Annotated in this window: 22 protein-coding genes; 12 read left to right on the top strand and 10 right to left on the bottom strand. The window is 68.0% G+C overall.

Annotated elements, in window-relative coordinates; genetic code table 11:
- Positions 1–69: 69 nt before the first annotated feature.
- The 6 genes from AB4070_RS12715 to AB4070_RS12690 form a co-directional block, all read right to left on the bottom strand.
- Positions 70–372, bottom strand: a complete 303-nt coding sequence (locus tag AB4070_RS12715; RefSeq protein ID WP_441980400.1) for a DUF427 domain-containing protein — start codon at positions 370–372, stop codon at positions 70–72.
- A 162-nt stretch (positions 373–534) separates the two neighbouring features.
- Positions 535–1,971 (bottom strand): dihydrolipoyl dehydrogenase family protein, encoded by a 1,437-nt coding sequence (locus AB4070_RS12710; protein WP_193762149.1) that lies wholly within the window; start codon positions 1,969–1,971, stop codon positions 535–537.
- A gap of 115 nt (positions 1,972–2,086) precedes the next feature.
- Positions 2,087–2,494 carry a hypothetical protein gene (locus tag AB4070_RS12705; protein ID WP_441980399.1) on the bottom strand — a complete coding sequence of 136 codons (408 nt, stop codon included), beginning with the start codon at positions 2,492–2,494 and terminating at the stop codon, positions 2,087–2,089.
- A gap of 407 nt (positions 2,495–2,901) precedes the next feature.
- Positions 2,902–3,189, bottom strand: a complete 288-nt coding sequence (locus AB4070_RS12700; RefSeq protein WP_441980398.1) for a hypothetical protein — start codon at positions 3,187–3,189, stop codon at positions 2,902–2,904.
- A gap of 70 nt (positions 3,190–3,259) precedes the next feature.
- Positions 3,260–4,897 (bottom strand): hypothetical protein, encoded by a 1,638-nt coding sequence (locus AB4070_RS12695; RefSeq protein ID WP_441980397.1) that lies wholly within the window; start codon positions 4,895–4,897, stop codon positions 3,260–3,262.
- Between the two features lie 175 nt (positions 4,898–5,072).
- Positions 5,073–5,657, bottom strand: a complete 585-nt coding sequence (locus AB4070_RS12690; protein ID WP_441980396.1) for a biotin transporter BioY — start codon at positions 5,655–5,657, stop codon at positions 5,073–5,075.
- Positions 5,658–5,687: 30 nt separating this feature from the next.
- Here AB4070_RS12690 and AB4070_RS12685 point away from each other — a divergent pair, with 30 nt between their 5' ends.
- Positions 5,688–7,244, top strand: a complete 1,557-nt coding sequence (locus AB4070_RS12685; protein ID WP_441980395.1) for a class I adenylate-forming enzyme family protein — start codon at positions 5,688–5,690, stop codon at positions 7,242–7,244.
- Positions 7,241–8,485: a beta-ketoacyl-[acyl-carrier-protein] synthase family protein gene (locus AB4070_RS12680; protein WP_441980394.1), complete on the top strand. Its 1,245-nt coding sequence runs from the start codon at positions 7,241–7,243 to the stop codon at positions 8,483–8,485. The genes AB4070_RS12685 and AB4070_RS12680 overlap by 4 nt, the downstream gene beginning before the upstream one ends.
- 25 nt (positions 8,486–8,510) lie before the next feature.
- Here AB4070_RS12680 and AB4070_RS12675 read toward each other — a convergent pair whose 3' ends face one another.
- On the bottom strand, positions 8,511–9,620 hold the full coding sequence (locus tag AB4070_RS12675; protein ID WP_441980393.1) for a lactonase family protein: 1,110 nt from the start codon (positions 9,618–9,620) through the stop codon (positions 8,511–8,513).
- A gap of 10 nt (positions 9,621–9,630) precedes the next feature.
- Positions 9,631–10,917, bottom strand: a complete 1,287-nt coding sequence (locus AB4070_RS12670) for an adenylosuccinate synthase (RefSeq protein WP_282848746.1) — start codon at positions 10,915–10,917, stop codon at positions 9,631–9,633.
- A 239-nt stretch (positions 10,918–11,156) separates the two neighbouring features.
- Between AB4070_RS12670 and AB4070_RS12665 the strand changes: the two genes are divergently transcribed.
- A complete protein-coding gene (locus AB4070_RS12665) occupies positions 11,157–12,137 on the top strand; it encodes a DMT family transporter (RefSeq protein WP_441980392.1) in 981 nt (326 codons plus the stop codon).
- Positions 12,138–12,195: 58 nt separating this feature from the next.
- The gene (locus AB4070_RS12660) at positions 12,196–12,891 is read left to right on the top strand and encodes a Pr6Pr family membrane protein (RefSeq protein ID WP_441980391.1); all 696 of its coding nucleotides are present in this window, start codon (positions 12,196–12,198) and stop codon (positions 12,889–12,891) included.
- 54 nt (positions 12,892–12,945) lie between these two features.
- Here the strand turns inward: AB4070_RS12660 and AB4070_RS12655 are convergent, their stop codons facing one another.
- The gene (locus AB4070_RS12655; RefSeq protein WP_441980390.1) at positions 12,946–14,370 is read right to left on the bottom strand and encodes an NAD(P)-binding domain-containing protein; all 1,425 of its coding nucleotides are present in this window, start codon (positions 14,368–14,370) and stop codon (positions 12,946–12,948) included.
- A 202-nt stretch (positions 14,371–14,572) separates the two neighbouring features.
- Positions 14,573–14,935 (bottom strand): winged helix-turn-helix transcriptional regulator, encoded by a 363-nt coding sequence (locus AB4070_RS12650; RefSeq protein ID WP_441980389.1) that lies wholly within the window; start codon positions 14,933–14,935, stop codon positions 14,573–14,575.
- Positions 14,936–15,159: 224 nt separating this feature from the next.
- Between AB4070_RS12650 and AB4070_RS12645 the strand changes: the two genes are divergently transcribed.
- The 8 genes from AB4070_RS12645 (at position 15,160) to AB4070_RS12610 (ending at position 22,024) form a co-directional block, all read left to right on the top strand.
- Positions 15,160–15,453 (top strand): hypothetical protein, encoded by a 294-nt coding sequence (locus tag AB4070_RS12645; RefSeq protein ID WP_058630884.1) that lies wholly within the window; start codon positions 15,160–15,162, stop codon positions 15,451–15,453.
- 197 nt (positions 15,454–15,650) lie between these two features.
- Entirely contained in the window at positions 15,651–16,757 is a 1,107-nt protein-coding gene (locus AB4070_RS12640; protein ID WP_441980388.1) for an AAA family ATPase, read from the top strand.
- 26 nt (positions 16,758–16,783) lie between these two features.
- Entirely contained in the window at positions 16,784–17,671 is an 888-nt protein-coding gene (locus tag AB4070_RS12635) for a DUF58 domain-containing protein (protein WP_441980387.1), read from the top strand.
- Positions 17,658–18,149: a hypothetical protein gene (locus AB4070_RS12630; RefSeq protein ID WP_058630886.1), complete on the top strand. Its 492-nt coding sequence runs from the start codon at positions 17,658–17,660 to the stop codon at positions 18,147–18,149. The genes AB4070_RS12635 and AB4070_RS12630 overlap by 14 nt, the downstream gene beginning before the upstream one ends.
- A complete protein-coding gene (locus AB4070_RS12625) occupies positions 18,140–19,126 on the top strand; it encodes a VWA domain-containing protein (protein WP_441980386.1) in 987 nt (328 codons plus the stop codon). Before AB4070_RS12630 ends, AB4070_RS12625 begins: the two co-directional genes overlap by 10 nt.
- The gene (locus tag AB4070_RS12620; protein WP_441980385.1) at positions 19,123–20,184 is read left to right on the top strand and encodes a VWA domain-containing protein; all 1,062 of its coding nucleotides are present in this window, start codon (positions 19,123–19,125) and stop codon (positions 20,182–20,184) included. The genes AB4070_RS12625 and AB4070_RS12620 overlap by 4 nt, the downstream gene beginning before the upstream one ends.
- Positions 20,181–20,924 (top strand): hypothetical protein, encoded by a 744-nt coding sequence (locus AB4070_RS12615; protein ID WP_441980384.1) that lies wholly within the window; start codon positions 20,181–20,183, stop codon positions 20,922–20,924. Before AB4070_RS12620 ends, AB4070_RS12615 begins: the two co-directional genes overlap by 4 nt.
- Positions 20,921–22,024: a hypothetical protein gene (locus tag AB4070_RS12610; protein ID WP_441980383.1), complete on the top strand. Its 1,104-nt coding sequence runs from the start codon at positions 20,921–20,923 to the stop codon at positions 22,022–22,024. Before AB4070_RS12615 ends, AB4070_RS12610 begins: the two co-directional genes overlap by 4 nt.
- Positions 22,025–22,038 lie beyond the last annotated feature (14 nt).

The raw sequence follows: 22,038 nt of genomic DNA, 5'->3' as shown, positions 1-22,038 counted from the left end.
CCAGTCGGTCGATCGATGTGCGAGCGGACGAGTCTGTGCTCTTGTGGTGCCTACGGGCTCTTCAGATGCCTACGGGCCGACTTCGACACGGGGATCGAAGGCCACGAACCCGGAGAAGTCCTTGCCCACCCGATCGAAGGCGGAGGGATAGGGGTTCGGATACGACCACGCGTAGTCGGTGTGGAGCTCGCCGTCGGTCTGCACCGAGTAGTACTGAGCCTCGCCCTTCCACGGACAGGTGTAGGGCGTGGGGCTCTCGACGAGCGCTCCGGGCGTGATGGACGCCGGCGGGAAGTACCAGTTCCCCTCGATGCGGGCGAGATCGCTCTCGTCAGCTTCGGCGATGACGGTTCCTGCGAGTACAGCCTTCATGGTCCTGCCTCCTCGGATGTGGGTATGAGCGTATAAGACGGGTGCGACATCGCGGGTGAGGGTTGCGCCGCGGTCGTCAATGTGGGAAACAATCCGGATCCTGTTCGGCACGATCGTGCGAATGGATTGCCTTCTGATCGCGGGATCAAGCCCTGATGTCCATCAGGCGGAGTCGCGGCCGTAGCCCTCCAGCAGTCGCAGCCAGATCTCGCTGATCGTGGGGTACGACGGCACCGCGTGCCAGAGGCGGGCGATGGGGACCTCGCCAACGATCGCCACGGTCGCCGCGTGCACCAGCTCCGCCACCTCGGGCCCGACGAACGTCGCACCGATCACGACGTCGCGATCGGTGTCGACCACGAGTCGCGCCTGGCCTTCGAAGCCGTCTTCATAGAGGCTCGCGCCGGCGACCCAGCCCAGGTCGTAGTCGACGGCCTTCACCGCGATGCCGGCCTTCGTCGCCTGAGCCTCGGTGAGTCCCACCGATCCGACCTCGGGGATCGAGAACGTGACCTGCGGGACGGCGGCCTGATCGGCGGTCGCGACGTGACGACCCCACGGGGCGTCGTCGACGTCTTCGCCCTTGGCACGGGCGACGATCACATCGCCGGCAGCGCGCGCCTGGTACTTGCCCTGGTGCGTGAGGAGCACGCGACCGTTGACGTCGCCGACCGCGTAGAGCCAGTCGGATCCGGGGACGCGGAGCGTGTCGTCGACGTCGATCCAGCGACCGGGTTCCAGGCCCACGACGTCGAGGCCGATGTCACCGCTTCGGGGCGAGCGACCCGTCGCGGCGAGCACCTCGGTCGCGGTGATCTCCTCGCCGCCGTCGAGGGTGATGGTCACGCCGTCCGCGCCGCGGCGCACGGATGTGGTGCCCGTGCCGGTGCGCACGTCGACGCCGAGCTCCTTGAGGCCCGCGGCGACGCGTTCGCCCGCGAAGGGCTCCATTCCGCCGAGCAGACCGCTGCGGGCGATCACCGTGACCTTCGAGCCGAGTGCGGCATAGGCGGTCGCCATCTCGACGGCCACGACGCCTCCGCCGATGACGGCCAGGCTGTCGGGCAGCTCCTCGGCGCTGGTGGCCTCCCGGCTGGTCCACGGGGTGGCGTCGCGGAGACCGTCGATGGGCGGGATGACCGCGTCCGATCCGGTGCTGATGGCGACAGCGTGCCGGGCCGTGAGCACGCGCTCGGCGCCGTCGGCATCGGTCACGGTCACCTCGCGTTCGCCCGTGATGCGGCCGTGTCCACGCGCGAGGTCGATGCCGGCCGAGTCGAGCCACTTCACCTGGCCGTCGTCCGACCAGTTGCTCGTGAACGAGTCGCGGCGGTCGAACACAGCCCGCACGTCGAGCTTTCCGGTCACCGCCTGCGAAGACCCGCCCACGTGCTGTGCGGCCCGGAGCGCCTGCGCCGAACGCAGCAGCGCCTTCGACGGCATGCACGCCCAGTAGGAGCATTCACCTCCGACGAGCTCGCTCTCCACGATGATCGCGGTGAGCCCGCCCTGCACGGCACGGTCGGCGACGTTCTCGCCCACCGGACCACCGCCCAACACGATCAGGTCGTACTCGTCGGTCTTCTCCGCAGCGTTCATGCGTCGCACCTCTCCGTGAGCCGATTACGTGGCCCAGTCTCGCTCATGAGCAACGCCGAGTCACGGGTGAGTTGTTCCCTGCGGCGTGGCGCGAGGGGACGAGATCGCGCTGATCTCAGCGCAGAGGGAGGTCGAGCGCCTCACGCATCCGCCGCGCCAGACGCAGCATATGGTTTCGGCGACCGATCGTCGATGGCAGCGGAATTCGCTTACCATCGACACGCTCGAGCTCGATCATCCGAACCGAACCCACGAACGGGAGCCAGCCCACACCCGCTCCTCCGGCGCCGTAATAGAGCTGCTTGTCGACGGCCGCGATCTCTCCTGATCTGAAGTGGCGTCTGCGAAACCAGGTGCACACGACAACCGCGCCTGGCTCCACCCACACCCCGAGGAAGAGCGATCGTACGAACGCGGCCGCCGCAAAGAAGCACACGCTTGCACCGATCCACCACGACGATGTGCCCCAACTCACGGCGACCGTCAATACACTCGCAGCGGTACCCCAGAGGAAACTGCCCACTCGAGCACCTGCCGCCGAGCCCGCTACCTTCTCCAACTTCGCCCAATCGGTCGATCAGCCTCATCCCAATTAGAGGCCGCTGAATGGCCGGGGCTTCACGAAGGAGCTTGTGCCTTTGTGGCACATCTGCGAAGAGCCGCCTACTCCGGCACTGTCCACCCACGTCGCTCAACGTCGCTCAACGTCGAACCATCTGGGATACGCGACCTGTTTCAATCACTACCAGTACAGACCGAGCAGCTCCCGATAATAGGGGGTCTTGAGCAAGTCGGGATGCGCACCCTCGATCTGCCGGCGAGCCTTCGAGAGCAAACCTTCCGCAGCGCGCAAGAACACGTCAATGGGCACCGTCGCCGCGCTTGCCGGGCACCCGTTCCCACCGGACACTGAGGTCGAATCATCCACCTCTAGAAGTAGCGACCACCGCGCTTCCGAGACTGGATTCGACGTGCCTTCCTCGACGTCGACTCAGAGCCGTCATCGACCGATGCAGCGTCACTTTCCTGCTGCGCGCGCGCATTTTGGTGAACGACCGCGAGTTCCACAAGCTGAGGTATCAACAAGATGACGAAAAACGCCAATATGCTAATTGCTTTCATGTCGAGTGGATACGGGGGAATGAGCGTCACCACCGCAACAATAGGAAGGATCATCAAAACGCGTTTGAAATATGTGGCCATGAACTCTCGCAGCATCAGCGGAACCTCTTCTTGATCGCGCGGATCGCCTTGGGGTTGGTAACGGGCAGTTGACTCGAGCGCTGCGCTAGGTAGCTCGCGAACGATCGCGAAGCATCCACGACGCTAAAGACAAAGGAAGCGGAAGCCACTTTTCCCGCTCGACTGCTGAATCGAGAATGGTCACGAAGAGTGTTCCCGGACTTGTTGTCTTCGCCAAACCTCGCAGCACGTTGCCCCCTGCCTTAATCGCGCGTCCTGCAACGGCAAACACTCCACCAGCGAGTCCAGTAACTATGTCGAGCACACCCTCCGGACGACCCGTTGACACCTTGTATACACCCATCGCCACAGTTGCCACCGCCGCAACGGCCCCGATCACGGCACAGACCGCGCACACGAGCGCAAAGAGCCCAACCACTGCTGCTGCCATTATGACGCCTTCGGCGCCTTCTTCCCAAGCAGCGGCACGACCATCGAGATCACGTGCGTTCAAAGGGTCGGTCGGCCAGACGTAGTCGTTGTCCACACCACCTTCGATCGGGTCGACTTGCAGGAACCTCCCGAGAGCGGGGACATACAACCGCACCCCCATCTCCACCACCAACGCAGACCCCGCCGACTCCGCAGGCTTCAACGCCCCCTGATGCCACAACGTGTTCCCCGCCACCTGTCCGGTGTCATCCGACGCCACCGTCCCGATCGCGAACGTCACAGGATCCACCGGCTGACCGAACGGATCCCACAACAACAACCCGCTCGTCGCCGCCCCGGTCCGCGTCACCAAACCGTGCCCACCCAACCCGGGGAACGACCACGTCACCTCCCCGGCCTGGTTCGTCCACGACACCCCACCCGGCAGGCCCACACTCCGCGTCAAACCCGCACCAGACCGCTGCCCCCACGCCGCATCACCACCCGCCGCATACAGGTAGCTCGTCGTCACCGCAGGCTCCGCACCCGCCGGATCGATCGTCCGCGATGCCATACGCCCGGTCGCATCCCGCACGATCCGCACCGTCGTCCCATCGTCATACGTCGTCCCGATGTGCCGGTTCGCCGCATCGTACGAGAACTGCATGTCACCCAGACGAACCGTGTTCCCCCGCCCGTCGTACACGACCTCCGACGCCGACAGGCCATCCGCGACAGTCGTCGCACCCGGGACCGCCCCCGTGACTGTCGAGGACAGTAGCCTGTCCGCCCAGTCGTAACAGGACGTCGTCGTCGTGGTCACGGCCGCTTGTCCCGGCGCCGTCCACACATCCGTCGAACCCGTCCGGTTGCCGGACATGCCCGCGGCCGCATTCGGACCGCACCCACCCGACGACCCGAACCCATAGGTGAGCTTGTGCCCGGGAATGGTCGCCGACACCAGCCGCCCCGCGGTGTCATACCCGTACGTCGACGAATACGACGTCGACCCCGTCGACGATTGCTGCTTCACCACACGGCCCGACTGCGAACGCACGACAGCATCCGACACGACCTGACCGCCGACCAGCCACTCCTGGCCGATCACCCGTTCCGCCGCATCACGGCTGACGCTGTTCAACGCCGAACCATCCGGATACGCGATCTGCTTCAACCGCTGCAACGCGTCATACGTCACCGACGCGAGCTGCTGACCATCGACCGTGACCGCCTTCACCTTGCCGTCGGCGTCGTACGTGTACGCCGTCACCGATGCCGCACCACTGGCTGGTGTCGTCGAGATCTGCGTCACACGCCCGGAAGCGGGGTCGTATGTGGGCGTGGTCACCGTGCCCCACACGTCTGTGTAGCTCACGACCCGACCGAGCAGGTCGGAGACCGTCGTGATGGTCGAGCCGTTCGGCGACCCTGCGACCGCTACCCCGCTCGTGACGGTGGTGTATCCACCGTTCTCCACATGAGTCGACCTACGCCGCTGACACCGCCCGGGCGCGCCGGGCATCCGCGAAGGCACGCGGGTAGGCGCGACGAAGCGCGACGACCACCAGCGTCGCTGCCACCACCTTGATCAGGTCTCCCGGGAGGAAGGCGAGGCTCGACAACGCCGTGGGCCCGAGCGGAACACCGGTGACCAGCGCCTGCACCGGGATGCCGAAGGTGTAGACGACGAACACCCCGCCGATGAGCGCCGACACCGCGGAACGCCACCACGTGAAGCGCCCCGTGCGCATGAGCAGGCCGATCACCACGACGCCGGCGATCCACCCCAGGAGATACCCGGCGCTCGGTCCGACGAAGACGCCGAGGCCTCCGCGACCGCCCGCCAACACCGGCAGACCGACTGCGGCGAGCGCGAGCACGAGCACGACCGCGAGAGGTGCGAGGCGGGGGCCCAGCACGAGCCCGGCCAGCATGACCCCCAGGGTCTGCGCGGTGATCGGCACACCGCTCGGCAGGGGCACGATCACGGTGCCGAGAACGACGATCAGGGCGGCGAAGACGGCGATGCGTCCGAGCGAGGCGCTCGTGTCGGTGGCGCGGGACGTGGGCATGAATCCTCCTGAACACCGTTCACCTGAACGGTGTTCATTAGAATAGGGAGGCACTCGCTCACACGCAAACCGCCCCCGCACACCCGCCGAGGAGTCACCACGTCCCTCTCTCCGACACTGCTCCGCGTCGCCACCGAAGACCGCGGGCGTCCGGCGATCGTCAGCTCCGACGCGCGCCTGACCTACGGCGAGCTCCACACCCAGTCCCGCCGGATCTCCGGGAGTCTCGATCGACTTCTCGGCACCACGCCCACGGGATCGCTCGACTCCTCACCGTTCCCCCCGATCGTCGCCATCTGCCTGTCCACCGCCTTCGACACCGCCCGCATCGTCGTCGCCGCGGAAGCGGGTGACCGCATCCTCACCGTGATCGATCCGCAGTGGCCCGCCGGGCTGCAGCTCGAGCTGATCGTCGCGTCCGGGGCGTCGTCCCTCATCACAGATGTTCCCTCGCTTCGGGAGGCCCTGGGCTCGAGTGGATGGCCGGGCCTGATCCTCGGGCTCGCAGACCTCGAACCAGACGCCTCGGATGCCGTTACCGCTCTGGAGCCCCCGAGCGGCTCTCCCTTCCTGCTGCTCACCTCGTCCGGCACAACGGGGGCTCCGAAGTCGTTCCTCAAGACCCGGGCACAGTACGCGGCGAACATCGACGTCTCCGGCGGCCACCTGGGCGCAGACGACCGTGTCGCCACCTTCGCACCGGGGCCGATGTCGTACAGCTTGACCCTCTACACGCTGTTCGAGGTGCTGGCCACGGGCGGCGAGCTGCACGTCGCCGACCGCCTCGACGACCTGTGGCTCACTCCCCGCGTGCGCGACGACGGAATCACGCGTCTGGTCACGGTACCTGCGGCCATCGGTCCTCTCGTCGACGCGGCCCTGCGCCACCCCGGACGATACGACGCCATCTCCCTCATCGTCACCGGAGGCGCTGCGCTCTCGGCCGCCACCCGAGCACGCGTCGCCCACGCACTCCCGCACGCTCGCACGATCGGGTATTTCGGCACGGGCGAACTCGGCTTCATCGGCGACGACCGCGCCGGCGACGATGCCATCCGCCTCTACCCGCACGTCGAAGCCCGCGTGCGCGACGAGGAAGGAAACGATCTGTCGCCGGGCGAACTCGGCAGCCTCTGGGTGCGCTCTCCGTCCTGCTCGACGGCCTACCTTCCGGGCACGACCTCGGCGCCGTTGATGGACGGCCACGGCTGGGCGAGCGTGCATGACCAGGGGCGGCTGCACGGCCGGGACTTCACGTTCGTCGGCAGACATGGCGACGTCGTCACGACCGGGGGACACACCGTCGCCCTCGACGAGGTGGAGCGCACCTTCGAGGGGATGCCGGGTCTCGGCGCCTGCTGTGCGATCGCCCAGCCGGACGATCGCCTCGGCACGCGGATCGTGCTGGTCGTCGAGGGGGAGGCGCCGACCACCGCGGAGCTGCGTCGGTGGGCGCGGGAGCGGTTGGTCTCGGCATCCGTGCCTCGTCGTTGGCACGCGTTGCCGGAGTTGCCGCGAACCGCTGGCGGGAAGATCCGTCGCGCGGCCGTCGCAGAGCTCGTGGCGCGCGGAGAAGGACGACCATGAGCGCGGGACGAACCGTCGTCATCACCGGCGTCGGTGCCGTGACGCCGAGCGGACTCACGGCACCGGAGCTGTGGACCTCCGTGCGCACGGGACGCAGCGGCATCACCGCGCTCCCTCCGGACATCGTCGGATCCGGGCCGGTACAGGTCGGCGGACTGGTACGCGGATTCCCCTACCCCTCAGACCTGTCGGCATCCCTCGCGCGGCACCTCTCACCCATGCAGCTGTGGGCGATCACAGCTGCGGATGAAGCACTCACGGACGCAAAGTGGAACGACCTGCCGGGGGACGCGTCAGGGACGCAGGTGATCATCGCCACCGGATCAGGACCGATGGATGCGACGGTGCGGGCCGCGAGCGCCCTGAGCGAGGAGGGTCCGCGCCGGGTGCCGCCGGGGCTCACCGTCTACGGCACGGCCGACGCCGTCGCCGGAGTGCTCAGCCGACGACACGGCTTCCTCGGGCAGACCCACGCGGTCGCCGCGGCCTGTGCGAGTGGAGCCGTGGCACTCGGGGAAGCCCTCCGGAGGATCCGACACGGCTACGCCGACACCGTGCTCGTCGTCGGAGTGGAGGACTGCCTGAACAGGCTGCACCTCGCCGCGCACGCGAACCTGCGCTCGGTCGTGACGGGATTCGGCGACGATCCCGCTTCGGCCGCACGGCCCTTCGACGGCGCGCGCGCGGGCTTCGTCATTGCCCAAGGAGCGGCCGCCGTGCTGCTGGAGGCTGCAGACGTCGCCCGAGCTCGCGGTGCCCGGCCCCTCGCCACGCTCGCCGGATTCGGTGCGACCAGCGACGCGCATCACGCCACGGCACCCGACCCAGCCGCGACCGGGGCGACGAAAGCGATCACCGCCTGTCTGGAGGACGCGGGCCTCCACGCGGCCGACATCGACCACGTGAACACCCACGGCACGGGCACGGTGCTCGGCGACGCAGCCGAGCTCGTCGCCCTCGAACGGGCCCTGGGCGCGCGTGCCCCGGCCGTTCCCCTCACCGCTACCAAGTCGAGCACCGGACACCTGCTCGGTGCTGCGGGCGTCGTCGAGGCCGTCATCGCCACGCTCACGCTGCGCGACCAGGTACTGCCCCCGACGATCAACCTGTCTCATCCGTGCGCGGAGGGGTGGGACTTCGTCCGCGACTGCGAACGACCGCACCCGATCCGCACCGTGCTGTCGACCTCATTCGGCTTCGGCGGCCACAACGCCGCGCTGCTCCTCACCCGGGCGGAGTGAGCTCCGGCTGGTGAGCCCAGCGGGGTCAGCGCACCGGAAGGAAGTGCGTCGGCGTCGGAACCTGCGCCTCGTGGCGGATGCCGAGGGGCGCACCCGTGCGCTCGTCGAGGTCGATCAGGCTGATGGTGTCGGACCGCTGGCCGGCGACGAGCATCTTGCCCTCGTGGACGAGATGGTGCCGCGGCCAGTCGACGCCGGAATCGGCCAGCGCCACCGACTCCAGAGCCTCGCCGCCCCCGCGCACCCGCAGCGCCGCGATCGTGTTGCTCCCACGCAGGGCCGTGTAGAGGAACTGCCCGTCACGGGTGCGGGCGAGCTCCGCCGGGAAGTCTGTCCCCACTTCGGCGATCGGGCTCGTCAGGGTCACCGACACGACGCTCCAGGTGCCATCGACCGCGCGACCGAGTGTGAACACCTCGCAGGAGTACTCGGTGACCACGTGCAGGTGCCCGCTCGGGTGCAGCACCATGTGCCGCGGTCCGGTGCCGAGCGGGAGAACCACCTCGTGGTCGAGCACCAGCCCGCTGCCGCCCTGCCGCCAGAACCGCACGAGGTCGAACCCGAGGTCGGTCGTGGCGACGCGTCCGTCGGGGAGGAACACCGCTGCGTGCGCATGCGAGACACGGTCGCCGCCCATGCCGTACGGGTCCATCGCCGGGGCGCCGTCTCCGGGAGGGGTGGGAGCGGGAGCATCAGGATCCGCGTCATCCCCGAACAGTGCCGCGCGGAGTGCCGCCGCCGCATCCGCCTTCGCGGGGACGATGCGCCCTTCCGCGTCCAGCCCGAGCCTCACGACACGGCCGTCGCCGTAGCAGCTGGCGATCAGCGCCGAGCCGTTCGGGGCGACCGCCACATGACACACGTACTGGCCAACTGGCGCGGGCGCGCCCAGCGGGGCCAGCACACCCTCACCCGCACGGACGAACGCCTGCACCGCGGAGTCACCCTCCAGTGCCGCGTAGACGACGTCGAGGGTCGGATGCTGCGCCAGCCAGGACGGCGACGGAACCTCCACCGCAGGGCCGCGGTAGGCGAGGGTGGATGCCTCGCGGCCCTCGTCTCCCGCGAGCAGGCCGATACCCTCGGCCGAACCGTCCATCGCGGGGCCGTAGCCGCCGAGCCAGAAGCGCGTCATCGGGTTCGGGTCAGTCGAGCAGGTCGTGGCGGACGATGACCTGGTCGCGCTCCGGGCCGACACCGATCACCGAGATGCGCGTGTTGCTCATCTTCTCGAGCGCCAGCACATAGTCCTGCGCCGTCTGCGGCAGGTCCTCGAAGGTCCGAGCGACCGAGATGTCCTCATTCCAGCCGGGGAAGTACTCCAGGATCGGCTTCGCGTGGTGGAAGTCTGTCTGGTTGACCGGCACCTCGTCGAACCGCTCGCCATCGACGTCGTAGGCGACGCACACGGGGATCTGCTCCAGGCCCGTGAGGATGTCGAGCTTCGTGAGCACGAGGTCGGTGATGCCGTTGATGCGCGTGGCGTAGCGCGTGATGGGGGCGTCGTACCAGCCCACCCGGCGCGGACGGCCGGTCGTGGTGCCGAACTCGAAGCCCTGCTTGCGCAGCCACTCGCCCTGCTCGTCGAACAGCTCGGTCGGGAACGGGCCGGAGCCCACGCGGGTCGTGTAGGCCTTGACGATGCCGACGATGCGGTCGAGCGCACCGGGACCGACACCCGCACCCGTCGCCGCGCCACCGGCCGTCGCCGAAGACGAGGTCACGAACGGGTAGGTGCCGTGGTCGATGTCGAGCATCGTGGCCTGGCCGCCTTCGAACACCACGACCTCATCACGGTCGAGCGCCTCGGCGATCAGGTAGCCCGTGTCGGCGACCATCGGCCGCAGCCGCTCTGCGTAGGAGAGCAGGTCTTCCACGATCTCGTCGCACGTGACCGCACGGCGGTTGAAGACCTTCACCAGCAGGTGGTTCTTCTGGTCGAGAGCGCCCTCGACCTTCTGGCGCAGGATGTTCTCGTCGAACAGATCCTGCACACGGATGCCGACGCGGTTGATCTTGTCGGCGTACGCGGGCCCGATGCCGCGGCCGGTCGTGCCGATGTTGCGCTTGCCGAGGAACCGCTCCGTCACCTTGTCGAGCGTGCGGTGGTACTGCGTGATGATGTGCGCGTTGGCGCTGACCTTGAGTCGCGAGACGTCGATACCGCGGGCGGCGAGCGCCTCGAGCTCGGAGAACAGCACCTCGAGGTCGATGACCACGCCGTTGCCGATCACCGGCGTGACGCCGGGCGACAGGATGCCGGAGGGCAGCAGGTGCAGCGCGTACTTCTCGTCGCCGACGACGACGGTGTGCCCGGCGTTGTTGCCGCCGTTGAACTTCACCACCCAGTCGGTGCGCTCACCGAGCAGATCGGTGGCCTTGCCCTTTCCTTCGTCGCCCCACTGCACGCCGACGATAACGATTCCTGGCATGGGTAACCCCCTGGCTTTCGCCGGGTTTGCACCGGCCGATGAGCTGGCCCTCTTCGGGCCGTCCCATCCTATCGAAGGGTCGCTCGACCCTCCGGTCGCGATATGACAGCCTCAGCGGCCGTTGAAGGTGGAATATCGCGACCGGAGCAATCGGCCGGAGCGGTCGTCGTCCGAAATACGACGGGGGATGGCACTCGCGCGGCTCGCTCGATGTCGGACACCCCTGCCAGGATCGGAGGATGCCAGCAGCCGCATCCGGCGACCCCGAGATCACCTCCGACCGGATCACCTCCGACGGGATCCGCACCGACGCCGGGACATCCAAGAAGACCGAGACGCCCAAGAAGCAGGGTGCGCTCGTCCTCATCGCCGCACTGGTCACGGTGGTGCTGTGGGCGTCCGCGTTCATCGGCATCCGCGGTGCGGGTCCGCACTACGACCCCGGCGCTCTGGCGCTGCTGCGCATGGCCGTCGGCACGGCCGTGCTGACGATCATCGCGGTGCGACACGGCATCCGCATCCCTGCCCGACGCCACTGGCTGCTCATCGCCGTGTGGGGCATCGGCTGGTTCTGCGTCTACAACCTCGCCCTCAACAGCGCGGAGCTGACGCTCGATGCCGGCACCGCCGCGATGGTCGTGAATCTCGCGCCTCTGATGGTCGTCGTCTTCAGCGGGCTGTTCCTGCGGGAGGGATTCCCGAAGCCGCTCGTGATCGGCGCACCCATCGCGTTTCTCGGGGTCGTGCTCATCGGCATGAACTCCACCTCCAGCACCGGCCCCGACATCACAGGACTCCTGCTCGCCCTCCTCGCCGCTGTCATGTACGCCGGCTGCACGCTCGTGCAGAAGCGTCTGCTCACCTCTGGTGTCGACGCCACCACCCTCACGTGGCTCGGCGCTGGGGTCGGTACCGTCGCACTGCTGCCCTGGATCGGCAGCCTCATCGGCTCCCTCCAGACGGCGCCGTTGGACGCGACCCTCTGGGTCGTCTACCTCGGCATCTTCCCCACGGCGATCGCCTTCACCACCTGGGCGTATGTCCTGCAGCGCAGCACCGCGGGGCAGACCTCGGCGACGACGTACGTCGTACCCGCGATCGCGATCCTGATGTCCTGGGCGATCCTGGGTGAGGTGCCGACGCCGCTGATGTTCCTCGGCGGAGCACTCTGCCTCCTCGGCGTGCTCATCACCCGGCTGCGGTGGCGACGGCGCGCCTGAGTCGTCGCCCCACCGCCGCGGTCTACGGAGTGACGCTACAGTTTCGCTCGGAGGCGAAATGACGACCTGGTGGCCCTACGCACGACTGGCAGCATCGGTTCTGGCCGTGGCGGCGATCGTCGCCCAGCTGGTGCGTACTCTCGAGATCGCCCTCAGCTCGGAGACCGCGTGGGGCGCACACCTGCCCACAGTGTTCGTGAACTTCTTCAGCTTCTTCACGATCCTCTCGAACGTGCTGGCGGCCGCGGCCCTCGCCATCGGCGGCGTCTGGGCACTCGCGAACCGCAAGACCACGTCGGCCGAACCGCGGTGGCTGGCGGTGCTCCTGGCGTGCGCCAGCACCTACATGATCGTCACCGGCATCGTCTACAACACGCTGCTGCGCGGGATCGAGCTGCCGCAGGGCTCGACCGTCCTCTGGTCGAACGAGGTGCTGCACGTGGTCATCCCGCTCATCATGCTCATCGACCTGCTCTTCGCGCCTCGCCGTCGGGCGCTCGGCTGGAGTGCGGTCGGGATCGCCGCGATCTTCCCGATCGTGTGGGTCGCCTACACGCTGATCCGGGCGAACCTCGTGATCGCGCCGGCGACAGGAAAGCACTGGTGGTATCCGTATCCGTTCCTCGATCCGCACCTCAACGGCGACTACGGGGGCGTGGCGCTCTGGGTCCTCCTGATCGCCGCGATCATCATCGCCGCCGCGGCTTTCGTCGTCTGGGTCGGGCGACGACGGGGCACCCGCGACACCGTGTGACGTCGACGCCCCTCCCGCTCCGCGGACGGAGGGAAGGGGCATCGGCCGAGAGGCTCAGACCGCGGCGAGTGCCTCGCGGTCATCATCACGCGGCTGACCCGCGATGATCCGTGTCGTCTCGGTGGCGTCCGGATCGACGTCGAGATAGCGCTCGAGCGAATCGTCGAGCTCTTCGAGCCACGGCGTGTGGTGCACGACGGCGATCGTGCCCGTCATGACCGACTCGTAGGTGCGGTCGCGATAGCCCATGATGTCTTCCTTCTTGTCGTGCTTCCACGCGAGGAAGATCTCCACGACCCGGTCGATGTCGAACTCCGGGTAGTCGGTGAGCTCGAGGAGATCACGGATGTAGTCGGCCTGGAAGCGGATCTCCGCCGCGGCCGAGTCGATGCGGTCGAAGCGGGCGCGCCACTCGGCGATGGAGGCCGCGCGCTCCTGCTCGTCGGGCAGTTCGAGACGACCGAGGATGAGGTCGCGCACGTACCAGGCCTGCACGTCGAACATGTTGAACGTGAACCACTGGTCCTGCGCGCCCAGGTAGGTCAGGCGCGGATTGCCCTGCCACACGACGCCCCGGTACAGGCCGTCCGGGTAGACGTTGTTGGGCGACGACAGGGCCAGGTCATCGGGCAGGAACGGGTACTTGTGCAGGTATCCGGTGCACAGGATGACCGCATCGACGTGCTTCGAGGAGCCATCCGCGAAGAACGCAGTGCTGCCCTCGAAGCGCTCGAGGACCGGACGCTCTTCGATGCCGTCGGGCCAGTCGTATCCCATCGGTGCCGAACGGAAGCTCGCCGTGACCGAACGGGCACCCATCTTGAACGCCTGGCTGCCGATGTCCTCCGCCGAGTAGCTCGACCCGATCACGAGCACGTCGCGGTCTGCGAAGGCCTCGGCGCCTCGGAATTCGTGGGCATGGCTGATGTACCCGGGGAAGGTCTCGATCCCGGGGAAGTCCGGCACATTCGGGAAGGAGAAGTGCCCGGTGGCGACGATGACGCGATCGAACGCCTCGACGCGCGACTGGCCGGTCGGCAGATCTTCGCTGGTGAGGGTGAAGACCTCGCGCTCCTCATCGAACTCGATCCAGCGCACCACGGTCTGGAAGCGGATCAGCTTCCGCACATCGCTCTTCTCCAGGCGTCCGGCGATGTAGTCCCACAGCACGGGGCGCGGCGGGTACGAGGAGATGGGACGGCCGAAGTGCTCGTCGAAGCTGTAGTCGGCGAACTCCAGCGCCTCTTTCGGACCGTTCGACCACAGGTTCCGGTACATGCTGGAATGCACGGGTTCCCCGAACTCATCGAGCCCTGTGCGCCAGGTGTAGTTCCACTGTCCGCCCCAGTCGGCCTGCTTCTCGAAGCAGACCAGTTCGGGGATCTCCGCCCCCGCGCGGGCTGCGGACTCGAAGGCCCGCAGCTGTGCCATGCCCGAGGGGCCGGCGCCGATGATCGCTACTCGTTCTCTGTTCGTCACGTATCGTCCTCACACTTGCGTCATGTATCGATGAGCGGCCGCATCCGAGCGAGGAACAGGTCTGTCCCGGTGGGAGCGGAGAGCTCGACCGACCCGGAAAGCGGCTGCTCTTCGACGTTAGCAGGGCCGGTGATCGGTCCCGGCGGTGGGGGGATCCCGCGCGACAGGGAAGAGGGCGGAAGGGGCACGCCACCCGTGCGGGTCAGAGATCGGGAAAACGCTGGATGTTCGCCTCGACCCAGTCGCGCAGGCTCTGCAGGGGCTTCGCGGCGTCGGTGCCGAGCGCCGTGAGGGAGTACTCGACGCGAGCCGGCACCTCGGCGAAGATCTCCCGTGAGATGAGATCGCGGTCTTCGAGGCGTCGCAGGCACGCGGTGAGCACCTTCGGGCTGATGCCTTCGAGCTTCCGCTTCAGCTCTCCGAACCTCATCGGCCCGTCCTCGAGGGCGCCCAGGATCAGCGCGCTCCACTTGTCGGCGAGCAGATCGAGAATGCCTCGGCACGGGCACTGCGCGTCGTAGACGTCGTGAGGCCTGCCGGCGGCGCACGTGCTGAGAGAAGTCATGACCCGATGGTATCCGAAAGTTACCATTACTCCTTGCGGGTAACTGCTTCCCTTCGAGTAGTAGCTGAGCGCGGCGCTCCCGTCGCCCTCGACCTCCGCTCGAAGTAGCCGAATCCGCGGGAGAACGGCCGCCTCTCCTCCGAGACGAGATCATCCGCTGGATGTACGGCGTCGGCACTCAGGGCCGATGCCCCATGGCACTGCCCCGTCTTAGCGTGGAAGACATGTCAACCACCGTCTCCCCTTCAGCCCTGTCCGACCCTGCCACCTCGACCGCGAAAGGGACGGTCAGTCTCGTTCTCGGGATCTGCTCTCTCTTCGCCGGCTGGACCTTCTTCGCGCCGGTCATCGGACTCATCCTCGGCATCCTCTCGCTGCGTCACGAGCCGCAGGCACGCACCAGGGCCGGGTGGGGAGTCGCCCTCAACGCGATCGCCATGAGCCTCTGGGTCATCACGCTCGTCGTCGTCCTCGCATTCGGAGGGATCGCAGCCGTCGCGACGATGTTCGGCCAGTGACGACGTCTGCCGCATGCATGATCCTTCGACGGATGCAGGGGGTCTGCACGACGAACCCTCCTGCATCCGCGATCGGTTCATGCAGGTGAGCGGAGCGTGATCGTCAGACCGCACACAGCCGGCCGCTCCGTCGTTGCGATTACGCTGGTCCGCGGGGGACGGCCGCGACGCGGGTCCCCGAACGAGGGAGCCTACCGATGACCGAGTCCTCCACGCCGGACCTGCGGACGATCTCCGCACCGCCGCCTCCGCCCGGCCCCGCGCAGACGCACCCGCCGACACCTCCCGCGTCGCCCACCAACGCGGCGCGCACCAACGCCGCCCCCACGGACGCAGAGATGTCCAGGGCCTCCGAGGTGCTGCGAGTCATCTCCACCTCGTACTCCGCGAAGATGGTCGGCCAGGATCGTCTTCGCACCAGCCTGCTCGTCGCGCTCATCGCGGGCGGACACATCCTGCTCGAGAGCGTGCCGGGACTCGCCAAGACCACCGCGGCGAGCACTCTCGCCGACACCGTGAAGGCGCAGTTCAAGCGCATCCAGTGCACGCCCGACCTGCTGCCGAGCGACATCACGGGCAACCAGATCTACGATGCGGCGACCGGCTCGTTCCGTACGGTGCTCGGCCCCGTGCACGCGAACTTCGTGCTGCTCGACGAGATCAACCGCTCCAGCGCCAAGACGCAGAGCGCCATGCTCGAGGCGATGCAGGAGCATCAGACCACGATCGGCGGGGAGATCCACCACCTGCCCAAGCCGTTCCTCGTGATCGCGACGCAGAACCCGATCGAGCAGGAGGGCACGTACGAGCTGCCCGAGGCACAGATGGACCGCTTCCTGCTCAAGGAGATCGTCGAGTACCCGAGCCCTACCGAGGAGCTCGAGGTGCTCAGCCGCATCGACTCCGGCGTGCTCGACCCCGACCGGCACGTGACCAGCGCGGTCAGCCTCGACGACGTGCACCTGCTGCAGGATGTCGCGAGCCGCATCTACGTCGACCCCGCGATCCGCAACTACATCGTGTCGATCGCCTACGTCACCCGCAATCCCGCGCCGTACATCGGCGAGGAGCGGGCCCGCTTCATCAAGTACGGCGCGAGTCCGCGTGCGAGCATCGCGTTCCTCCAGGCCTCTCGCGCGCTGGCCCTCCTCAAGGGACGCGCGCACGTGCTGCCCGAGGACATCCGCGAACTGCGGCACCTGATCCTCCGGCACCGCGTGCTGCTGACCTTCGAGGCCGATGCCGAGGGCATCCGCAGCGAGGAGATCATCGACCAGATCTTCGCCTCGGTCCCGACTCCCTGACCCGGCGCCTCGGGACTCATCGCCACATGCCCAGCCTGATCACGCAGGTGAAGAGCAAGCTCTTCATCCATTCGACGCGCAAGTCGCTGCACGCGCTCGACGGCGCCTACGCGTCGTTGCTGCGCGGACGGAGCCTCGACTTCGAGGACCTGCGCAAGTACGAGTACGGCGATCAGGTGCGCGACATCGACTGGCGTGCGACCGCCCGACTGGGGACGCCCCTCGTGAAGCGCTCGCGCGCCACGCGCATGCACACCGTGCTGTTCGTGGTCGACACCGGGCGCTCGATGTCGGCCCTCGCGGCGGACGAGCAGTCGAAGAAGCAGCTCGCGATCCTCGCCACGGGTGTGCTCGGTGTGCTGACCCTGCGTCACGGCGACGACTTCACCACGGTCTACGGCGACTCCGTGAAGGTGCGCCGCCTCGCACCGGGACGCAGCGAGGGCGCCCTCGAACACGCGCTGCGCACGATCGACAGGGCCGTGGACGAGAGCAGCGCCCCGAGCGACCGCGATGCCCTGCTGTCCTTCGTCACACGCACGATCGCCCGTCGCATGATCGTGGTGGTGATCACCGACGAGGCTCCCCTCACGAGCGAGACCGAGCGGATGCTGCGTCGACTTCGAGTGCAGCATGACGTGCTGTGGCTCACGCTGCGCGACGCCGAGCCCGTGCTCGATCACGCCACAGGGCGCATCCGCAGGGACGTCGACAGCCGGTGGCAGGTGCCGGGCTTCGTGCAGGGCGACCGGGAGATCGTGCAGGAGCTGACCGCCCAGCGCGAGGCCGAAGCCGCGCACCTCGTCGACCTGCTCACCCGCATGGAGATCAGCCACTCCACGCTGGACGGGCAGGACCATGCCGTCGCTCAGCTGCTGACGTTGCTGAACCGGAGGTCGAATGCCCGGCTCTGACGACCTCTACCCTCCGGCCCAGTACGGCTGGGGGTGGCTCCTGCTCGCGATCGGCATCCTCGCGCTGCTGGTGCTCGGTGCGTGGCTGTTGATCGCGCTCACGCGACCCCGTCGCACCCTCGCCACCGCGGACCCGAATGCCGGGCAGGCTCCGCTCATCATCGACGTGCTGTCGCAGCTGCGCACCGAGTACCTGGCCCGGATCCAGCAGATCGAGACGGACTACCGGGAACGGCGCCTGTCGGCCCGGCAGGCGAACGTCGAGTTGAGCAGGGTCGTGCGCGCCTTCGTGAACGAGTACAGCGGTCTGGAGGCGCCGGTGCTCGCGCTCGACGACCTGGTGGCGCGCGGTGTCCACCCGGCTCTCATCGATGCGCTGGGCAGGCACTACTACCCGAGCATCTTCCGGCCCGGCCCGGTGATCGACCCCGTGGCCGGCGCCGAGGCGGCGAGGACGGTGGTGCGCACATGGCACTAGCGAACGTCTGGATGCTGGTGGCCGCGGTCGCCGTCGTGCTGGTCGCGCTCGCGATCGGGCTCATCCTCGGGCTCCGGCGCGAGGGGCGTGCCGGGGCCGGAGACGCCGCCCGCGTCGCCCGCGCCGAACGCCTGCGAACACTCCCTTCGTTCCGCCGAGCCCTGACGCGACGGGCACTCGCGCTGTCCGGCATCCTCGCGCTCGGCGCGGCAGCCGCGATCGTGTCGGGGGTGGTGGCCGCGCGGCCGATGTCGGCGCAGACCGTGCAGCCCGTCAACACGAGCCGCGACATCATGCTGTGCCTCGACGTCTCCGGCTCCATGACCGAGGTCGACGTCGAGGTGCTGAACGTCTTCGACGAGCTGTTGGACAGCTTCGAGGGGGAACGCATCGGCCTGACGATCTTCAACAGCTCGCCCGTGCAGATCTTCCCCCTCACCGACGACTACGACTTCGTCCGCGAGCACCTGGCCAGCATGACCGAGAGCTTCGACTTCGTCGATCAGGTTCCGGAGCATTGGATCGGCACGCTCAACGGCAACGGCGCCTCCCTGATCGGCGACGGCCTGGCGGCCTGCGCGATGGGCTTCGACCACCCGGACGATGAGCGTTCACGCTCGGTGATCTTCGCCACCGACAACGAGGTCAACGGTGCCTCGATCGTGACGCTGGAGGAAGCCGCCGCCTACGCCGCCTCGAAGGACGTGCGCGTCTTCGCCGTGAACCCCGTCCAGGGCAAGGATGCCGACGTGAGCGCCGAGCTCAGCGCGGCGGCCGAGGCGACGGGAGGTGCCGCGTTCGGGCTGCGCGACACGACCACGGTCTCCGACATCGTGGACCAGGTGCAGGAGCAGGATGCGACCGAACTGCGCGGAGAGGCGCAGGTGGTCTGGACCGACACCCCGAACCTGTGGATCGTGGTGCTCTGCCTCAGCCTGCTCGGGTTCGTCGTGGTGCTGTGGAGGGTACGACTGTGATCTTCCAACCCGTGCTCAACCCGCTGCTGATCGCTCTGCTGTGCGCACCGGTCCTCGCCGTCGCCGTCTGGGTGCTGGTCCGTCCGCCGAAGTCGGGCGGCGTGCCGATCACGGACGGACGAGCACTCGCCGGGCATCGCGCACTGTGGGCCATGCGACTGCTGCTGGTGCTCGCCTGCACCGCGCTCCTGCTGCGTCCGGGCATCCCCGGCGGAGCCACGCAGACCCTCGCGACCGACACCGACATCGTGTTGGTGGTCGACACCACGGCGAGCATCGTGGCCGAGGACTGGGGCGACGGGGAACCGCGACTCGACGGCATCCGCGACGACGTGCGCGCGCTCGTGGAGGAGTACCCGGGAGCACGCTTCGCGCTCATCACCTCGGATGCCGCCGCCCAGCTGCGGGTTCCGCTGACCACGGACACCACCGCGCTCATGGGTTCGCTGCAGGTTCTGCGCCCCGAGGTCACCAGCCAGTCACGCGGAAGCTCGATCGGCATCGCCGCTCCGCTGCTCTCGGACACGCTCGCCTCGGCGGCCGAGTCGTCCCCTGACCGCTCGCGCATGGTCTTCTATTTCGGGGACGGGGAGCAGACGGTCGACACCGCACCGGAGTCGTTCGGCTCCAGCGCGAAGTACACGGACTCGGGAGCGGTGTTCGGTTACGGCACAGCCGATGGCGGCCCGATGCGCATCACCACGGGGGGCGTCTCGGATCAGGCAGGCGACTACATCCAGTACCAGGGAGCCGACGCGCGGTCGGTGATCGACGAGTCCAATCTCCAGGCCGTCGCCGACGACCTCGGTGTGGAGTACTCGCATCGGACGGCGGACACAGCGCCCGTGCTTCCCGCTGCCCCGTCGACCACCACCGATTACGCCGATTCGGGCGAGGTCGGCAACCTCGTCGAGCTGTACTGGATCGCGGCTCTCATCGTCCTCGCCATCCTCGGGGTCGAGCTCGCCCGTGCCACGATGCTGATCGCGCGGCTCCGACGACTCCGCGCCCCGAGGCACGTCTCGAACTCTCGAAGCGGAGAGAGGGGAACCTTGTGACCGTGTCCTCAGACGGTGCCGCCGCGCTGCTGCGGTCGAATCGACTCCGCCGCCGCATCCGTTTCTGGGTGGCGATCGGGACGATTCCCCTCACACTCGCCGCGCTTCTCTTCGTGGGCAAGCTGCTGAGCATGTACGCATTCGCACACCAGGCCATCACCGCCTACGTCGGCGATGACTTCGCCGGCGCCGAGGCCTCCGCGCGCGGACAGGACTTCCTCAACTGGTTCGAGCCGTACAAGGCCCCCTTCAACATCGGCACGGCACTCGGTGCGGCCGAGCAGCTCCCCGAAGCCCGTCTCCAGCTCGAAGAGGCGCTCGACCTCGCGACAGGACTCGAAGTGTGCGCGGTACGGATCAACCTCGCGCTGGTCATCGAGCGCATGGGCGATGCCGCCCGTGCGGACGGCGACGGCGCGGGCGCAGCGGCGCTCTACGGCGAGGCGCTCGGAATCACCGTCGACACTCCGGAGGAATGCCGCAGCGACGAGGCACAGCAGCAGTCCCCCGACCCGCAGCGCGACATGTCCGACTCCCTCGACGGCACGGCGGACCGGCTGAAGCAGAAGCAGCAGGAGCAGCAGCAGCAGCCCCAGCCGCAACCTCAGCCCGGCGAGAAGGAGCAGCCTTCCGAGGACAAGCTGAAGGGCCTCCAGGACAAGCTCGAGCAGGGCACGCAGGAGCGTGATCAGCAACAGGGCGACGATCCCGGTGGCTCGGGGACGGAGAAGCCGTGGTGAGCGATCGCGAGAAACAGCGCGCTCGCTACATCGCCGGCACCGAGGGCGCTCCCCCTGTTCCTCCGCCCGGCGGCTATCGCGGGGCACGTCGTGAGGCCTGGGGATCGACGCCCACCCCGCCCACAGCGGTTTCCACGCCTGCGGAGGAGCCGAAACAGCCCGCGAACGCCCTCGGCTGGATCGCCCTCACCGCATCCATCCTCTTCGCGCTCATCCTGCTCGGCACCTTCGTCGCCGGCGGCACCGACCTCCTCTACGGGATCACGATGCTCGCATTGCAGCTCGTGGTCGTCGGCGTGATCATCGCGGCGCTCCTCTCCGCGCGCGGACGGAAGCTCGGGGTGATCGCCCTGGTCATCACGATCCTGTTCAACGTCGCGACGGTCGGCGGCATGAGCGCACTGCAGACCTCTGCGTCGGGTAACTACGAGGGCACGAAGACGGCCGCCCAGAGGCACGCGGAAGCCTATCCCGCGATCAAGGGCACCGATCCGCAGAAGGCGCTGTCTCAGCAGTCGCTCGACGAGGTGCGAGCGCAGACCGAGACGCTGTTCGCCGACATCCGGGCGCGACTCACCGACGAATTCGGGTTCACCTGGACGCGGGTGGGCGACGAAGACCTGCGCCCGGAGCGCAACGGCTACGGCGGCGAGTCGATGCTGGTCGAGTTCACCTCCGCCGCGTGGGCGACCAACGAGCCCGTCCAGGGCTACGACCGAAAGCGCGCCGTGATGGCCGTGATCAGCGAGGTGGTCGTCGACCACGGGCTGTGGGACCTGTACTCGTTCAATGATCCCGCGGTGTCCGGCATCGACCCCGCGATGATCGCGAAGCTGTACGGCAGCGACGACCCGCGCACGCAGACCACGTGGGAGTACTACACCGAGAACTTCCCCGACCCACTCCGCTTCTACGCCACGATCAACGACCTCTCGAACGATTCGGACGGCGGCTTCCTCGCCGCACGGGAGGCGCAGAACGCGCGCACCGGCGAGCCGCTGGAAGGGCTGCAGCTCACGGCGATCGCGAGCGGAGTGCTCAGCGAGGCGGATCGTGCCGAGTTCCAGGAGAAGTTGAAGGACTACCCCGGCTTCGAGTGAACCGCTCGGTCGCG

It is taken from the genome of Microbacterium sp. 2RAF4 (assembly GCF_052115285.1).
GTDB lineage: Bacteria > Actinomycetota > Actinomycetes > Actinomycetales > Microbacteriaceae > Microbacterium > Microbacterium oxydans.
Note: the sequence above shows the minus strand (reverse complement) of the source record. Positions and strands in the feature narration are given on the sequence as shown.

Coding starts and splice junctions, on each gene's coding strand:
- AB4070_RS12675 (WP_441980393.1), bottom strand. CDS start 9,620: ATGACGCGCTTCTGGCTCGGCGGCTACGGCCCCGCGATGGACGGTTCG.
- AB4070_RS12650 (WP_441980389.1), bottom strand. CDS start 14,935: ATGACTTCTCTCAGCACGTGCGCCGCCGGCAGGCCTCACGACGTCTAC.
- AB4070_RS12715 (WP_441980400.1), bottom strand. CDS start 372: ATGAAGGCTGTACTCGCAGGAACCGTCATCGCCGAAGCTGACGAGAGC.
- AB4070_RS12625 (WP_441980386.1), top strand. CDS start 18,140: ATGGCACTAGCGAACGTCTGGATGCTGGTGGCCGCGGTCGCCGTCGTG.
- AB4070_RS12660 (WP_441980391.1), top strand. CDS start 12,196: ATGACGACCTGGTGGCCCTACGCACGACTGGCAGCATCGGTTCTGGCC.
- AB4070_RS12635 (WP_441980387.1), top strand. CDS start 16,784: ATGCCCAGCCTGATCACGCAGGTGAAGAGCAAGCTCTTCATCCATTCG.
- AB4070_RS12700 (WP_441980398.1), bottom strand. CDS start 3,189: ATGCTGCGAGAGTTCATGGCCACATATTTCAAACGCGTTTTGATGATC.
- AB4070_RS12690 (WP_441980396.1), bottom strand. CDS start 5,657: ATGCCCACGTCCCGCGCCACCGACACGAGCGCCTCGCTCGGACGCATC.
- AB4070_RS12680 (WP_441980394.1), top strand. CDS start 7,241: ATGAGCGCGGGACGAACCGTCGTCATCACCGGCGTCGGTGCCGTGACG.
- AB4070_RS12670 (WP_282848746.1), bottom strand. CDS start 10,917: ATGCCAGGAATCGTTATCGTCGGCGTGCAGTGGGGCGACGAAGGAAAG.
- AB4070_RS12640 (WP_441980388.1), top strand. CDS start 15,651: ATGACCGAGTCCTCCACGCCGGACCTGCGGACGATCTCCGCACCGCCG.
- AB4070_RS12665 (WP_441980392.1), top strand. CDS start 11,157: ATGCCAGCAGCCGCATCCGGCGACCCCGAGATCACCTCCGACCGGATC.
- AB4070_RS12710 (WP_193762149.1), bottom strand. CDS start 1,971: ATGAACGCTGCGGAGAAGACCGACGAGTACGACCTGATCGTGTTGGGC.
- AB4070_RS12630 (WP_058630886.1), top strand. CDS start 17,658: ATGCCCGGCTCTGACGACCTCTACCCTCCGGCCCAGTACGGCTGGGGG.
- AB4070_RS12645 (WP_058630884.1), top strand. CDS start 15,160: ATGTCAACCACCGTCTCCCCTTCAGCCCTGTCCGACCCTGCCACCTCG.